Origin of the sequence: Streptomyces sp. NBC_00386 (assembly GCF_036063235.1) — a bacterium.
In the GTDB taxonomy this organism is placed as follows: Bacteria; Actinomycetota; Actinomycetes; order Streptomycetales; family Streptomycetaceae; genus Streptomyces.
The window spans coordinates 2,117,527-2,132,219 of record NZ_CP107950.1 but is presented as its reverse complement, the minus strand read 5'-3'; the positions used below and the strand labels follow the sequence as shown (position 1 = coordinate 2,132,219).

The following is a 14,693-nucleotide window of genomic DNA, read 5'->3' as shown; positions in this document are numbered from 1 at the left end:
CGACCAGGAGTGGCGCCAATGGACTTCGGACTCGTCCTGCAGACAGACCCCCCGGCCTCCCGTGTCATCGACCTGATGAAGCGGGCCGAGGCCAACGGCTTCACGTACGGCTGGACCTTCGACTCGGCCGTGCTGTGGCAGGAACCCTTCGTGATCTACAGTCAGATCCTCGCCAACACCGAGAAGCTGACGGTCGGCCCGATGGTCACCAACCCGGGCACCCGCACCTGGGAGGTCACCGCCTCCACGTTCGCGACGCTCAACGACATGTACGGCAACCGCACGGTGTGCGGCATCGGGCGCGGCGACTCGGCGATGCGCGTCGCCGGACGCAAGCCCAACACGCTCGCCCGTATAAGCGGTGCGATGAAGGTCATCCGTGCCCTCGGCCGGGGCGACGAGGCCGATCTCGGCGGCACCGTCATCAAGTTCCCGTGGGTCAGGCCGGGTGCCGAACTGCCGGTCTGGATGGCCGCGTACGGGCCGAAGGCGCTGAAGATGACCGGCGAGGAGGCCGACGGCTTCATCCTCCAGCTCGCCGACCTCTACCTCACCGAGTACATGGTCAAGGCCGTGAAGGACGCGGCGGCCGAGGCCGGGCGTGACCCCGCCGAGGTGAAGATCTGTGTGGCGGCGCCCGCGTACATCACCGAGGACGACTCGCCCGAGGCGCTCGCCCACGCACGTGAGCAGTGCCGCTGGTTCGGCGGCATGGTGGGCAACCACGTGGCCGACCTGGTCTCCAAGTACGGCGAGCACTCGGCCGCGGTTCCCGACGAACTCACCGAGTACATCAAGGCCCGCGAGGGCTACGACTACTCGCACCACGGACGGGCCGACAACCCCGACACCGCGTTCGTGCCCGACGAGATCGTCGACCGGTTCTGTCTGATCGGGACGGCCGAGCGGCACATCGAGAAGCTGAACGCGCTGCGCGAGCTGGGCGTCGACCAGTTCGCCGTGTACGACATGCACGACGCCCAGGAGGCCACGATCGACGCGTACGGAGCGCGGGTCATCCCCGGCGTCAACGGGCAGTAACCGAAGGCCGACCCCCTCATTCTCCCCTTCCCGCCGTCCCGGGAAGGGGATCAGGGCGCTCCCCGCGCACCCCCCGAGTTCGTCCCCGCACGGCCTTTCCCGTCACTCCTCATTGATTGGCCTGCTCATGACAGAAATCGTCTCCCCGGGCGGCCCGCCCGCCGGACAAGTCACGCTCCCCGACGGCCGGGTGGAGATCGCGCCCGACGCTCCCGTGCCCACCGGCCCCTACGCCAACGACGACCTGCTGCCGGTCCCGGTCGAGAAGCGCACCTGGACCACGTACAACTTCTCGGCCCTGTGGGTCGGCATGGCCCACAACACCGCTTCCTGGACGCTGGCTTCGGGCTTGATAGCCGTCGGCATGGACTGGAAGCAGGCCGTCCTCACCATCGCCCTCGCCAACCTGATCGTGCTCGTCCCGATGCTGCTCACCGGGCACGCGGGACCGAAGTACGGCATTCCCTTCCCCGTCTTCGCCCGTGCCTCCTTCGGGGTCCGCGGGGCCAACCTCCCCGCTGTCGTAAGGGCGTTGGTGGCGTGCGGCTGGTTCGGCATCCAGACCTGGATCGGCGGCGAGGCGATCTACTTCCTCGCGGGCAAGCTCTTCGGCGACGGCTGGGCCAACGCCTCCGAGATCGGCGGCCACGCCTGGACCATGTGGTTGTCGTTCGCGATCTTCTGGGCGCTCCAAGTCGCCATCATCTACCGGGGAATGGAGACGATCCGCCGGTTCGAGAACTGGGCCGCGCCGTTCGTGCTCGCCGGTGCCGGCGTGATGCTGTGGTGGATGAGCGACAAGGCGGGCGGCTTCGGGCCGCTGCTCGACCAGCCGTCGAAGCTCGGCTGGGGCGGTGACTTCTGGAAGCTGTTCTGGCCCTCGCTGATGGGCATGATCGGGTTCTGGTCGACCCTGTCGCTGAACATCCCCGACTTCACCCGGTACGGAAAGAGCCAGAAGGCGCAGACGGTCGGACAGGCCCTCGGTCTTCCCACCACCATGACGCTCTTCGCGTTCCTGTCCGTCATGGTCACCTCGGGCTCGCAGGCCGTGTACGGCAAGGCGATCTGGGACCCGGTCCAGCTGGCGGCCAAGACGGACAACGTCGTCGGCATCCTCTTCGCGCTGGTCACCGTGCTGGTCGCGACGCTGTCCGTGAACATCGCGGCCAACCTGGTCTCCCCGGCCTTCGACTTCTCCAACATCGCACCCCGGAAGATCAACTTCCGTACCGGCGCGCTCGCCACCTGTGTCCTGGGCGTGCTGATCTTCCCGTGGAAGCTGTACTCGGACCCCCAGGGCTACATCTTCACCTGGCTCGGGCTGGTCGGCGGTCTGCTGGGGACGGTCGCCGGCATCCTCATCGCCGACTACTGGATCCTGCGCCGCACCAAGCTCGACCTCGCCGACCTGTACCGCACGGGCGGCCGCTACTGGTACGACGGCGGCTGGAACTGGCGGGCCGTGGCCGCCTTCGTCACCGGCGGCGTCCTGGCCGTCGGCGGCGCGGACTTCCACCCGCTGATCGACGGGCGGCCCGTCCCGGCGCTGGAACCGCTCGCCGACTACGGATGGGCGGTCGGCCTCGGCACGTCGATGGTGCTGTACGTGGTTCTGATGCTGCTGCGCGGAAAGGACAGGATCACGGTCTGACCGCGGCGACCGGAGGACGGTCAGGTCTTCTGGCCGTCCTTCAGCTCTTCTGGGCGCCCTTCAGGGCCGCCGTCGCGTCCTTGGCCGCCTTGATGGCACCCTTGTTGATCTCGTCGGTGGCGGGCGCCTTCTTGGTCTCGAAGTCGCTGCCGTTGTAGGTGACGACCACCAGAGCGTTGGACGCCCGGACGATCACCACGCCCTCACGGGTCTCCTGCTTGTCCTCGGTGCTGAGGTTGACCACGGAGTAGGCGGAGTCGCCGACACCCGGCACCGCCCCGCCTCCGCTCTTGTCGGCGACACGGTCCTTGTAGGCCTTCTCCGCCGCGGCGTCCGACTCCTTGATCTCGTACGAGACGTCGAGCCAGCGGTAGTCGAAGCCCTTCAGGGCGTTCCACGAGCAGGTGCGGCGCACCGCCTTGTCGGTCGACGCGATCTCCTGGCCGGCCGTCTTGGCGCCGGGGACCAGGGACTTGATCGTGGCGACCTGGATGCCGCCACAGGGGGCGGGGGAGGCGGTGAACGTCTTGACGGCAGCCGACGCCGAAGGAGCCGACGATGCATCGGATGTCTGTTTTTGCGTCGATTTATCCTCGGCGTTGGGGGTCGCTGCGGACGGGCCCGCGGCCAGGGCCCAGCCCGCGGAGGCGAGCAGAGCGACCGGCAACAGGCGCGCGGCGAGCGCGAGCGGCAGAGGAAGAGAACCCAAAGCGCACTTCTCGTGGGGGATGGTGCGGAGGAGTCCGCACTGCGGACGGGACGCCAGTGTCACACGAGACGCTGTGGTGCGGAAGGGCGGGCAGGTGTCATGCCCGTGTGATGACAGCGACTCACCTTGGCGGCGATTGACTGATGCTGTAGCAGGATGTCTGTTTTGTTCGCCTCAGTGATCGCTAAGTATTCCGTCATTCCGCCTCATCGCGGTCACGGCTACCGCTTCGAGGTGCGGACCGGGAGAGCCTGCTCGACGCGGTCGACGGCCGCGAACGCGCCGTAGGCCACGAGGCGCACCAGGTGGCGGTCGGAATGACCGGGTTCGCGCCAGGCCGTCACGTCCTCGTCCGTGATGCGGTACGGGGCGAGGGCGGCCAGCAGCGCCAGCCGCGCGCCGGGACGCGAACGGTCCGGGAGGCCCTCCCACGCGAGCGACGGATGCGCGCCGTCCCATCCCCGGAGCGTTTCCCGTACGAGGGCACGGTCCGCCTCGTCGAGCAGTCCTCCGCCCGCGGCGGCGGCGTCGCGCAGGGCGGCGTAGGCGGGGCCGACGGCGGTGTCCCGCGCCCAGTCGGGACCCGGACCCGGGGCGTCGAGCAGCGTGAGACCCGCACCCGGTACGGGCCGGCGGCGCACGGTCCTCGCCAGCGATCGCCCACCCAGACTCCGTACCGCCCGGAACCGCTGCGCGTTGCCCGGAAGCAGGTTCTCGGTCAGCAGCGCCGACGCGATCCGGTTGATGAAGTGGAAGGTGAGCATGGTGCCGATGTACGCCGGAGCGTGCGCGGCGGCGAACGGATACGGCGTCAACTCCGGTGCCCCCGGCGTCCGGCTCGCCCGGCCCCAGGCCAGCACGCGTGCGTGCTCCTCGTCCGAGGGCGTCTCCCCGCGCGCGACCGCCTCGGCGAGGGAATGGTCCCCGGTGGCGTGCAGCAGCATCGTGTGCGCGTCCACGCAGAAGGGGCACCGGTTGGCCAACGACACCCCGAGCGCGGCGAGTTCCTTCCCGGTCCTGTCGCCTTCACCCGCGATCAGCGACTCCCGCATCAACGCCCAGGTGGCGGTGAGCAGTTCGGGCTCGGAGGAGAGGACGACGAAGGTGGCCGGACGCTCCATGCCGAAGTCCGAGGCGAGCTGGGCGTAGGCGTCGGCGGTCGCGCCGGTGGCGGACTTCCGTGGCGGCGGGGTGGTGTAACGGAAGGGAGTGGAGAGGGACATGGCCATGGGTGCCTCCTGAGTGGACCGGGCGGTTGCCGGGTGACCGGCGATCACGGTCAACGATGGCCCGGAGGAGGTGTCGCGGGCGTCGTACGGCCGAGGGTGATCCGGGCTGCCGCCGTGGGCGCGGTGCCCGGTGCCGGCTACTCCGACAGGAGTAGCCGGAGACCCGTCCCAAGGGCTGACGCGGTGGTCGGCACGCCCGCATAGAGTGCCGGACATGCAGTTCGACCAGGTCGTCCGCACGCGTCCGGCCGACGCGGCCCTCGCGGTCGTGGTCGGCGCCCTCGTGGTGACCGCGGCCGCGTCCGGCGACGGCACCACCCCCCTCGACTACACCCTGATCGGCATCGGTTCGCTGACGCTGGCGGCCTACCGCGATGCCCCGCGCGCCGTACTGGCGATCACCACGGCCACCACCACGGGGTACGTCGTGCACGCCCACCCCGGCACCCTGTCCGCCCTTCCCGTCCTGAGCGCGGTGCACACGGCGGCCAGAGCCGGCCACCGGGGCGTCGCGGCCCTCGCGGGCGCCGTGTTCCTGGCCGGGTTCGTGGCGACGGGGCCGGGGACGAGGGAAGCGGTGGAGCGGACGCTGCTGCTAACCGGCTGGTTCCTGTGCGCCCTGGTCACAGGCCTCGCCGACCGCAACTGGCGGGCCTATCTGCGCCAGACCGAACAGCGCGCCCTGGAGGCCGAACGGACCCGCGAGGAAGCGGCATTGCGCCGTGCCGGTGAGGAACGACTGCGCATCGCAAGGGAGTTGCACGACTCGCTGACCCACAGCATCTCGATCGTCAAGCTCCAGGCGGGAGTCGCCGTCCATCTGGCGCGCAAGCGGGGCGAGGAGGTGCCGCCCGCACTGCTCGCCATCCAGGAGGCCGGCGGTGAGGCGATGCGTGAACTGCGCGCCACACTGGAGGTGTTGCGGACCGACGAGCCGACCGGTACACCGGCGCTGCTGGTCGAGCAGGCCCGCGCCGCGGGGCTCGCCGTCGATCTGCGGGTGACCGGAGAGGAGCGTCCCCTCGCGGCGACCGTGGACCGGGCCGCTTACCGCATCGTCCAGGAGGCCCTGACGAACGCCGCCCGGCATGCGGGCCCCGCCAAAGTGACGGTCGAAATCGCCTATGCCTCAAGCGAATTGACGATCGGTGTGCACGACGACGGGATGGCCCGGCTGTCCAGGCCGCCCACCCCGGGCATCGGCCTCACGGGCATGCGTGAACGCGTCACCGCCCTCGGCGGCACCCTGCGGGCCGCCCCGCGCGCGGAGGGCGGCTTCTCGGTCCGGGCCGAACTCCCCCTGGACACACCGGAGGAAGCTCGGTGAGCGCCCCGGACACGCCGATCGGGGCAGGCCGTCTGATCAGGGTCGCCCTGGTCGACGACCAGGCCCTGATGCGCGCCGGTTTCCGCGCTCTGCTGGACGCGGAGGAGGGCATCGAGGTGGTCGGCGAGGCGGCCGACGGGGCACAGGGGCTCGCCCTGGTCCGCGCCGAGCTGCCGGATGTCGCCCTGGTCGACGTACAGATGCCCGTGATGACGGGCATCGAGGCCACCCGTCGTATCGCCGCCGACCCGGCGCTCGCCGGGGTACGCGTCGTCATCCTCACCAACTACGGCCTGGACGAGTACGTCTTCGAGGCGCTGCGGGCCGGGGCGAGCGGATTTCTGCTCAAGGACACCGAGCCCGCCGATCTGCTCCAGGCCATCGAAGTCGTCGCACACGGCGAGGCGTTGCTGTCGCCCGCGGTGACCCGCACCCTCATCGGGGAGTTCGTGGCCAGGCCTCCCGACCGGGCCACGGCGCCGGGCCTCGAAGGCCTCACCCGCCGCGAACGCGAGGTCACGGCGCTCGCCGCGCGTGGCCTGAGCAACGAGGAGATCGCCGCACACATGGTCATCAGCCCCCTGACGGCCAAGACCCACATCAGTCGCGCGATGACGAAGCTGGCCGCCCGCGACCGGGCCCAACTCGTCGTCTTCGCCTACGAGTCGGGCCTGGTGACGGCGCGAGGGCGGACGCGGTGACGCCCTCCGCCGGACTTCCGTGCCATGATCGGCCCGTGATCGCGACAAGACCGAAACGGGTCGGCGCGGCAGCCGCCGCCGAGCGTCCGAGGCGCGCCGGTGCCTCCACCGCCGCCGTACCCCCGCGCGGTGACCGTTCCCGCGCCGCCGGCATCCGGGCGAGGTGGGTCCGTCCGGTCGTCCTCGCCTGCCTGGTCACGACGGCCACCAGTGGGTGCGGCCTGTCCGCCGAGCTCGACCGTGAGCGCGACCCCGGGCGGACACACGTCCCGGACCGGGCCTCCAGTCAGGATCCCCTCGTCATCGAAGTGCCCGAGCCCTCGAAGTCGGTACCGGTGCAACAGGGCCGTGGCTGTCCGCCGTCCGGCCTGCGCCTCGACACCGGACTCGTCAACGCGGCCATGGGCCTGCGTGCCGTGACGCTGACCCTTACCGACTGCGGCAAGCGGTCGTACAGGGTGAACGGCTACCCGGCCATCGCCCAGGTCCTCGACGAGGAGGGCGCCCCGATCACCGGGGTGCACAGCGTGATGGGGACGGACAAGGTGCCCATGGCGCCCGCCGACCCCGGTCCCGAGCCCTTCACGCTGCACCCGGGCGACAGCGCGCATGCGGCCCTCTACTGGCGGATGGCGGCCCAGCACGGCGTGTATCTGCGCGTCGCACCGCAGAAGGGACAGGACGCCGTCACCCTGCGGCTGGCGGACTACCTCGACATCGGCCCGGAGAACACGCTGGGGACCACGGCCTGGACGCCCGCGTCCTGAACGCCGGCCGGCCCGCTCCGAGCCCTGCACTCCTGATCGGGCGGGCGGCACGGAGCGAGCGGGATGCGCCGGTTGCGCGGTTGCCGGTGCAGCGTGGTCGCCCTCCATCTGAATCGTCTTGACGAGCTGCCAAGGGTGGTCGTCGGAGGCAACGGACCTCCTCCTCGACGAGGACCACGCGCTGAACAGCTTCCGGCGCCGACGTCGCTGATCACGACTGTCGGTGTATGGGGGAGTACGGCACTCACCGCTCGATCGCGATCTTCACTCGAAACGAACCACAGCCATTTCGGGGAGCAGGTGGCCGGCGACCGCACGAGGATCCTCGGCCCCGACCACCCCGACACCGTCATCGTCCGAGGCAACCTCGTATACCTGCGGAGCAAGGTGCGTCGTCTCGGCCGTGCCCTGGGCCTTCGGCCCGCTGGGCGAGGGTGAACAGCGGGATCAGCTCAGCGACAGCGGCACGGACTTCCTGTGCGCCGCCCTCCCTTGATGTCGGACCACCACTTGTACGGGCCCGGACATGCAGGAGACCAGCAGACGGGGTCCGCCGCACCGAGGTGACCCCCGAGGGGCCAGGCCGCCGTGTGCGGTGGCCTGGCCCCTCGGGGATCACTTCCCTCAGCGATCGGCGCGCATCTCCTCGAGCATGCTTCGCGCCGCCGTCACGACGGCCGGCCACCGGGGCGACGCCAGATAGACCTCGTCGCCCACGTCGCCGAGTTCGTCGATGAGCCTCCCCAGTACCTCGGCCAGTTCCCGGGCGGCGCGCACCTCGCGCGCGGACGCCAGTACCTCCCCGACCGGCGGCTCCGGGTCGTCCAGGACCCGTGAGTCGTCGAAGAGCACATGCACGACCAGGTCGAAGTTGTCCACCTTTTCGTCCGCCCTGGGCATACGGTCCCGCCAGACCCGCTGTTGGTAGTTCTGGTCAGCGAGGGACTCCAACGCCGCCACTACGTTGATCCGTACGTCCGGGAACTCCACGTCGTTCGTCATCAGGTGGGGCTGTCCCATTTCTCCCACTTCAGCCATTCAATGAGTAGGGATGTGTTCCATGTAGGCGTTGTGCTCGTTCCCTTGTCGATCCTGATGCCGTCCTGCTTTGGCCCGGGGAAACGGTAGTCCACCCGTCTTCGTCCCCTTCATCGGCTCGAAGCCCTCGGGAACCTTGGTGAGCGCGCGTCGATCGACAAGGACACCAAGATCCTCGAAGGACTCACAATCCGTCGGCCGTGGGTTCGAGTCCCACCCGTCTCGCCACGGAGGTCTCCGACCTGTGGAAACAGCTCACCAGGCGTTCGGATTGGGGACTTTGGTCCAACGGATCGAATCCGCTGCTCGCGAGTTCGACGGTGTCTCCATCGGCCGTAATTGATGCTGCCTTGACCTGCGGGAATGGGACGGACCTTGGTTCGGCTGGGCGGCGGCAACGGCTTGAACCGGGGCGTGGGGGCGGGGTTGGGGCCGTGTTGAGGCCGCGGGTATTTCGAAGAGTCGCCTGCGAGGCGTGCTGCCGATGGGTGGTGGGCGGCGCTGATGCGGCCGGGAACGTCCCCGGGTGTGGGTGTGGATCTGCGGCCCTGTCGCAGCGTGCGGGAAACTGCCCGTACTGGAAACGGCCCAGGACGGCATCCCGGCGCGCGCCTGCTGACGGTCCCGGGGAGATGATGCCCAGGGGTTACGAATCGCGCTGCAGCCTGCATGACCGATGGCGGACGCGTGTGCCAGCCTGGCGAGGTGGGTTTCTCCGCAGCAGGGATTACCAGTTCGCTTTGGCCCTCCCGTACCAGCGGGGCCATCGAGGACAACACCTTCCGGCGCCGACGCCACTGATCACGACCGCAACCTGGCTCGCGGTCCTGCAGCGGATGCAGTCCCTCTGAGCGCACGCAGTTGTCTGCTTCAGAGGGCCACTGACAGCTGCACCAAGATCACGATTTATGGCTGGAGCGACAGAGCGTCGGCGCAGCCTTCTTGACTGACAGTGTGCCAGCTTCTTCCCGGTCGGGCCGATTCGTGCGGCGAGGCGGTAGGAGTCGGTGCCGATTCCGATGACGGTGCCGTTGAAGGCGAGTCGGTCGACGATGGCCGCGCAGAGACGGGGGTCGGTGAAAGTCTTGGTCCAGCCGCCGAAGGACTCGTCGGAGGCGATGGCGACGCTGTTCTTCTCCTCGCGTTCGGTCAGGACCGGGAAGAGGAGTTCGGCGCAGTGGCGGTCGAGTTCCAGGCCTGCTGCATACGAGGACGTAGGCGTGGCCTGCTTGACCGGCCGGGCCACCCCCTGCAGGGTCGGGATGCGGCGCCACGAGTGCGCTGCCTGACTCTGCCGACCGCCCGCCCGTCCACAGGCGGTAGACGGTCCTGATCTTCAGGAGCGACTGATCCGATGGTCCTCGACCTGCTCGTGATCGGTACGGCCATCACCCTGGGGCCTTTGCACAACAGCGCCTTCATCCTGCTGCTCTCCTCGCGGCGCGGCGTTCGCCAGGGTCTGGCGTTCCTGCTGTCGTGGCTGGCCAACCTGATCGCGGTGATCGCCTGTGTGGTGCTGCTGACGGGCGGTCAGCCTCCGGCCCGTCACAGCGTGCCCTCGACCGCGACGATCGCCGCGAAACTCGCCATCGGCCTCGCGATGGTGCTGTACGGCGCGCACCGGCACCGCCGACCGCCCCACCCGCACGGCCCTCCACGCTGGACCACCCGGATCGACAACGCCTCCCCGACCACGGCAGCCGGCCTGGCATGGCTGCTGCAGCCCTGGGCCATGGTCGGCGCCGGAGCCGCGACCGCCGTCGACGCAGACCTCTCCACCCTCACCGACTGGCTCGCGCTGACCGGCTACTGCCTGCTGGCCACGCTCAGCCTCATCATCATGGAGATGTACACGGTCTGGGCGCCCACGGCCGCCAACGCCCGGTTGAACGCCCTGCGCGGCTGGCTGGAGCGACACCAGGAGCAGTTGATCGTCACGCTCTCACTGCTCCTCGGTCTGTACCTGATGGCCCGGAGCATCTACCAACTGGTCGCCTGATGGCAGCCGAGTGATTGTGCTGCTCGGCGCGTACCGCTGGCTCGGATCACCATGGCCCGGCCGTCCGGATGACGCCCGAGGACATCAGCACCCTTGTCGTGCGAACCTCCCACCCGCCGAACCTCCGTGCACCCGTCGCGGCGGCACAAGCTCGCGACCGGTTCCTCGAACTCCGTGCCAATCATGACGTCCACCTCGGCGACGGTCCGGCGACCGGCTTTCGCTCCCTCGTCCTGTCGTCGGCGGAGGTCCCGTGCATGCGCGATCCGGTCCGTGCGCCACAACCACCGGCCCGTCGTTCCGACGCCGCCGAGGAGCAGGGCCGCCGTTGCATAGGGCCACACGGCCGGCCGGAACGTCGCCAGGAGGGCCGGCAGCACGCCGCGGTGGATCATGGCCGAGCCAGCCGCGCCTTCCGCCGCTTGCGAGCAGTTGCGCCCCGCCCACGCCGAGCAGTCATCCCTCCTCTCTCTGTCCATTCAGCGCGATCCTGCCGGGCCTCATCGAGACCGAGTTGAGGCCGCAAGGACAGGAACAGACTGATAAGGGCAGAGGGAGAATTCACATGGATAGGCTCATCTGACCTGTGGAAACGTCATGGATGAGCGTTGATCGGCAAGGACCGCCAAGATTCCTGAGGGACTCATGATCCGTCGGCCGGGGGTTCGAGTCCCGCCTGCGCGCGGCTGCGGGTGCCGGCGGTGCGGGGCTACGTGAGGATGTCGTCGTTGGAGTCGAACCGGTGGCTCTCCAGGGGGAGTCCAGGGAAGTAGTCGGTCTCGGCCTCTCCTGTCAGGACGGACAGGAGTGCGGAGGCGCAGTGGCCGACGTGGTGTTCCCATTCCGGACCCCGGCCTTCGTCGAGCATGACCGTCCACTCGTCGGGCTTCTGTGCCGGGCGGCCGGGAGTGTTCCATGCCCGCCCCCGGCGTCAAGCTCGGGGCCCGATGAAGTGCCTGAGCGTGTCCAGGGCCAGCTTGTCCGTCACGGCACTTCGACCGGACAGGCGGTGAACAAGAATCCAGCCCTGCGGTGAGGCTCCCGCGAAAACGGACGCGCCGCCTGTCGCGCCGTTGTGCCACAGAAGGCTCCCCGCCTTCTGCCAGGCCGGCGCCGGTTCACCCAGCCTGCGGTCGACAAGCAGGTCGGTGAGGAGGCGGGCGGCGGCCCGGGGAGTGGCCCACAGCCCGCCGGCGGGAAGAATCGCGCCGTCCATGGTCCATTCCTGCCGAGACCGGCCGAACAGCCCCCTGCGGCACAGTCGTCTGCCGGACGGCGGATCGGTGGCGACGTCGGCGATGCCCAGGGGATCGAGGAGGTGACGGTGCAACAACTCCTCGTACGGGGTTCGGGTGGCCGATACCAGTGCGGCACCCAGGAGCGCGTATCCGAGGTTGGAATACTCCTCGGCCGTCCCCGCGGGAGCCGTGACCAGGGTGTCGAGGCGCCGTACGACCGAGTCCAGGGCGTCGGCGTCGAAAGCCACGTAGGGATCGCGCCCGCTGATGCCGGGAGGCAGTCGAGGAAGGCCCGAGGTGTGCTCGGCAAGCCGGCGCAGGGTGATTCCCGTGCCACTGGGCACCGGCAGGAACAGCTCCAGCGGGTCGTCGAGGCTCAGGACTCCGCCGTCGGCCAAGGCGGTCAGGACGGTCGCGGTGAGCGGCTTGGTCAGCGAACCGATCTGCACGAACAGGTCGGGGTTGTGGCCGTGTGAGATCCGGGGTGTCTGAAAGCTGCTGAGTATGCAGGTGGGAACTCGGCTCATGATGATCTTCTGTCGTGTGTTCGGGGCACCGCGTGCCGCCGTTCCGACGGGCGTGCGATGCCGGTGGGTGGCTGATCCGGCGATGGGCGAGTCGAGGTCTCGCTGACAACGGCCACCCGCTGGAACAGGGCAATGATCGCGGTCCGTTGACCGGGACGGACCGCAATGAGCCCCGGTCCGGCTGGAGTCGGCCGGGTGGTGGATCAGTTCCAGTGGGTGGTCGTCATCAGGTGTAACGGTACGGGCGGGTCCGGACCGAGCGGATGCGGGCAGCGGCCTGCGTGGCATCACTGGAGCCCGTACGCCCTGATGCCCCCTCAAGGTCCGGTGCCGGCGTCCGGGCCGTGTACTCAGGGCCGGAGGATGGAAATACGGCCCCACGGCCACTTTGATGTTCGATGGGCCGACCGGCGCACACAGACACCGAGGTTGCAGATGCTTTTCACGACTCGTCCGACCCTCCAGGGCACCTTCGGCATGGTGTCCTCCACGCACTGGCTCGCCTCGCAGTCCGCGATGGCCGTTCTGGAGGACGGCGGCAACGCCTACGACGCCGCCGTCGCGGCCGGTTTCGTCCTGCACGTCGTGGAACCCCATCTCAACGGGCCCGCGGGTGAGGTCCCGATCATCCTGGCCCCCGCCGACGGCCCGGTGCGGGTGCTCTGCGGGCAGGGCGTCGCGCCGGCCGGAGCGACCGTCGCCCACTACAGGAGCCTCGGTCTGGAGCTCGTACCCGGTACGGGCCCGCTCGCGGCCGCCGTGCCGGGCGCGTTCGACGCCTGGATGCTGCTGCTGCGCGACCACGGCACCAAACCGCTCGCCGACGTCCTGAAGTACGCCATCGGATACGCCGAGGACGGGCACGCGCCGGTGGAGCGCGTCGGCGAGACGGTGGAGGCGGTACGCGCGCTGTTCGAGGCGGAGTGGACCTCGTCGGCCGAGGTGTATCTGCCGGGAGGCAGGTCGCCGCGCCCCGGCGAGCTGTTCCGCAATCCGGCTCTCGCCGCGACCTGGCGACGGCTGCTCGACGAGGTCTCCGGCGCCGGGGACCGGGTCGCCGAGATCGACGCGGCACGGGAGGTGTGGCGCTCCGGCTTCATCGCCGAGGCCCTGGTCCGGCAGGCCCGGCGGCCCACCATGGACACCAGCGGTGAGCGTCGCACCGGCACCCTGACAGCGGCCGACCTCGCCGGCTGGTCCGCGACCTACGAGGCCCCGGCGACGTACGACTGGCGGGGCTGGACCCTGTGCAAGGCGGGCCCCTGGAGCCAGGGCCCGGTCCTCCTCCAGCAACTGGCACTGCTCCCGCCCGAACTGCCCCGCTACGGTTCCGCCGAGTACGTCCACCTGCTCGTCGAGGGCTGCAAGCTCGCCATGGCCGACCGGGAGGCCTGGTACGGCGACGCGGCCGAGGTACCGCTCGGCGACCTGCTGTCGGAGCCCTACAACGCCGCCCGGCGGGCACTCGTCGGCGACAAGGCGTCGTACGAACTGCGCCCCGGCAGTCCGGGCGGCCGGGAGCCGCGGCTGAGCGGGCACGCGCGCGTGGTGGCCGCCGAGGAGTCCGGCTTCGACGCGCTCGCGGTGCCCGGCGCCGGTGAGCCCACCATGGGCCGCGCGGCCGCGGAACCCGAAGTGGCGCCCGACGGAGGCACCCGGGGCGACACCTGCCACCTGGATGTCGTCGACCGCTGGGGCAACATGGTCGCCGCCACGCCCAGCGGCGGCTGGCTCCAGTCCAACCCGGTCGTCCCCGAACTGGGCTTCCCGCTCGGCACGCGGCTCCAGATGGCCTGGCTGGAGGAGGGACTGCCCAACTCCCTGGCCCCGGGCCGCCGGCCCCGCACCACGCTGACGCCCTCCGTGGCGCTGCGCTACGGCGTGCCCGTCATGGCGTTCGGTACCCCCGGCGGCGATCAGCAGGACCAGTGGCAGACGCACTTCTTCCTGTCCGTGGCGCTGCGCCCGCAGGTGCGCGGCGGACTCGACCTCCAGGGCGCGATCGACGCCCCGAACTGGCACAACGACAGCTTTCCGGGCTCGTTCTATCCGCGCGGTATGCGTCCGGGCAGCCTCACCGTCGAGTCCCGCACGGACGAGGGGGTCGTCGAGGAACTGCGCCGCCGGGGCCACGACGTCACGGTCGCCGAGGCCTGGTCCGAGGGGCGGCTGTGCGCGGTGGCCCGCGATCCTGGGACCGGCGTCCTGTCGGCGGGGGCCAACGCGCGCGGGATGCAGGGGTACGCGGTCGGCCGCTGAGGCCCGTCGGGGCACCGGCGCCTGTCCCGCCACCGATAGCTGTCCCGCCACCGACGGCTGTCCCGCCGCCCGCGCCCGTAACGGGCATTCCCCGAGGCCGGGATCCCGGGTCGGTACCGGTGATCGTCAGCCCTGGGAATTCATGGTGATTCCACCCGGAGTACCCCGGAGGGGTGAGGATTGTCAGTGGCGCGTGTTGTCATG

13 protein-coding genes and 1 pseudogene are annotated in these 14,693 nt (G+C 70.0%); 7 read left to right on the top strand and 7 right to left on the bottom strand.

Translation table 11 applies throughout. The features are described from left to right. The first annotated feature begins 18 nt into the window (after nucleotides 1-18). Together OG780_RS09345 and OG780_RS09340 are read left to right on the top strand one after the other, a co-directional pair. Nucleotides 19-1,041, top strand: coding sequence for a TIGR03842 family LLM class F420-dependent oxidoreductase (locus OG780_RS09345; protein WP_328446536.1), 1,023 nt, complete (start codon nucleotides 19-21; stop codon nucleotides 1,039-1,041). Between the two features lie 127 nt (nucleotides 1,042-1,168). After that, nucleotides 1,169-2,695, top strand: coding sequence for an NCS1 family nucleobase:cation symporter-1 (locus tag OG780_RS09340; protein WP_328446534.1), 1,527 nt, complete (start codon nucleotides 1,169-1,171; stop codon nucleotides 2,693-2,695). Between the two features lie 40 nt (nucleotides 2,696-2,735). Here OG780_RS09340 and OG780_RS09335 read toward each other — a convergent pair whose 3' ends face one another. Beyond that, nucleotides 2,736-3,404 (bottom strand): hypothetical protein, encoded by a 669-nt coding sequence (locus OG780_RS09335; RefSeq protein ID WP_328446532.1) that lies wholly within the window; start codon nucleotides 3,402-3,404, stop codon nucleotides 2,736-2,738. Nucleotides 3,405-3,625: 221 nt separating this feature from the next. After that, the gene (locus OG780_RS09330) at nucleotides 3,626-4,633 is read right to left on the bottom strand and encodes a carboxymuconolactone decarboxylase family protein (protein WP_328446530.1); all 1,008 of its coding nucleotides are present in this window, start codon (nucleotides 4,631-4,633) and stop codon (nucleotides 3,626-3,628) included. 214 nt (nucleotides 4,634-4,847) lie between these two features. Between OG780_RS09330 and OG780_RS09325 the strand changes: the two genes are divergently transcribed. Genes OG780_RS09325 through OG780_RS09315 form a run of 3 tightly spaced genes read left to right on the top strand, consistent with a single transcriptional unit; the run spans nucleotide 4,848 to nucleotide 7,428 of the window. Continuing rightward, nucleotides 4,848-5,960, top strand: a complete 1,113-nt coding sequence (locus OG780_RS09325; protein WP_328446528.1) for a sensor histidine kinase — start codon at nucleotides 4,848-4,850, stop codon at nucleotides 5,958-5,960. A 32-nt stretch (nucleotides 5,961-5,992) separates the two neighbouring features. Continuing rightward, a complete protein-coding gene (locus tag OG780_RS09320; protein WP_328458017.1) occupies nucleotides 5,993-6,661 on the top strand; it encodes a response regulator transcription factor in 669 nt (222 codons plus the stop codon). A 35-nt stretch (nucleotides 6,662-6,696) separates the two neighbouring features. Then, complete coding sequence (locus tag OG780_RS09315; RefSeq protein WP_328446526.1) at nucleotides 6,697-7,428, top strand: DUF4232 domain-containing protein; 732 nt, start codon at nucleotides 6,697-6,699, stop codon at nucleotides 7,426-7,428. A 624-nt stretch (nucleotides 7,429-8,052) separates the two neighbouring features. On the opposite strand, the gene OG780_RS09310 is transcribed toward OG780_RS09315, so the two are convergent. Further along, nucleotides 8,053-8,448, bottom strand: coding sequence for an SCO4402 family protein (locus OG780_RS09310; protein WP_328446524.1), 396 nt, complete (start codon nucleotides 8,446-8,448; stop codon nucleotides 8,053-8,055). A 1,003-nt stretch (nucleotides 8,449-9,451) separates the two neighbouring features. Beyond that, nucleotides 9,452-9,661, bottom strand: a pseudogene (locus OG780_RS09305) (ATP-binding protein); the annotation flags it as partial. A 159-nt stretch (nucleotides 9,662-9,820) separates the two neighbouring features. Between OG780_RS09305 and OG780_RS09300 the strand changes: the two are divergent. After that, a complete protein-coding gene (locus OG780_RS09300) occupies nucleotides 9,821-10,465 on the top strand; it encodes a GAP family protein (protein WP_328446522.1) in 645 nt (214 codons plus the stop codon). Here the strand turns inward: OG780_RS09300 and OG780_RS09295 are convergent. From OG780_RS09295 to OG780_RS09285, 3 genes are all read right to left on the bottom strand, one after another. Continuing rightward, the gene (locus tag OG780_RS09295) at nucleotides 10,447-10,650 is read right to left on the bottom strand and encodes a restriction endonuclease (protein ID WP_328458015.1); all 204 of its coding nucleotides are present in this window, start codon (nucleotides 10,648-10,650) and stop codon (nucleotides 10,447-10,449) included. The genes OG780_RS09300 and OG780_RS09295 overlap by 19 nt on opposite strands. Before the next feature lie 524 nt (nucleotides 10,651-11,174). Then, complete coding sequence (locus OG780_RS09290; protein ID WP_328446520.1) at nucleotides 11,175-11,333, bottom strand: hypothetical protein; 159 nt, start codon at nucleotides 11,331-11,333, stop codon at nucleotides 11,175-11,177. 63 nt (nucleotides 11,334-11,396) lie between these two features. Further along, complete coding sequence (locus tag OG780_RS09285) at nucleotides 11,397-12,230, bottom strand: serine hydrolase domain-containing protein (protein ID WP_328446518.1); 834 nt, start codon at nucleotides 12,228-12,230, stop codon at nucleotides 11,397-11,399. 435 nt (nucleotides 12,231-12,665) lie between these two features. On the opposite strand from OG780_RS09285, the gene OG780_RS09280 reads away from it, so the two are divergent. Then, nucleotides 12,666-14,489 (top strand): gamma-glutamyltransferase family protein, encoded by a 1,824-nt coding sequence (locus OG780_RS09280; RefSeq protein ID WP_328446515.1) that lies wholly within the window; start codon nucleotides 12,666-12,668, stop codon nucleotides 14,487-14,489. Nucleotides 14,490-14,693 lie beyond the last annotated feature (204 nt).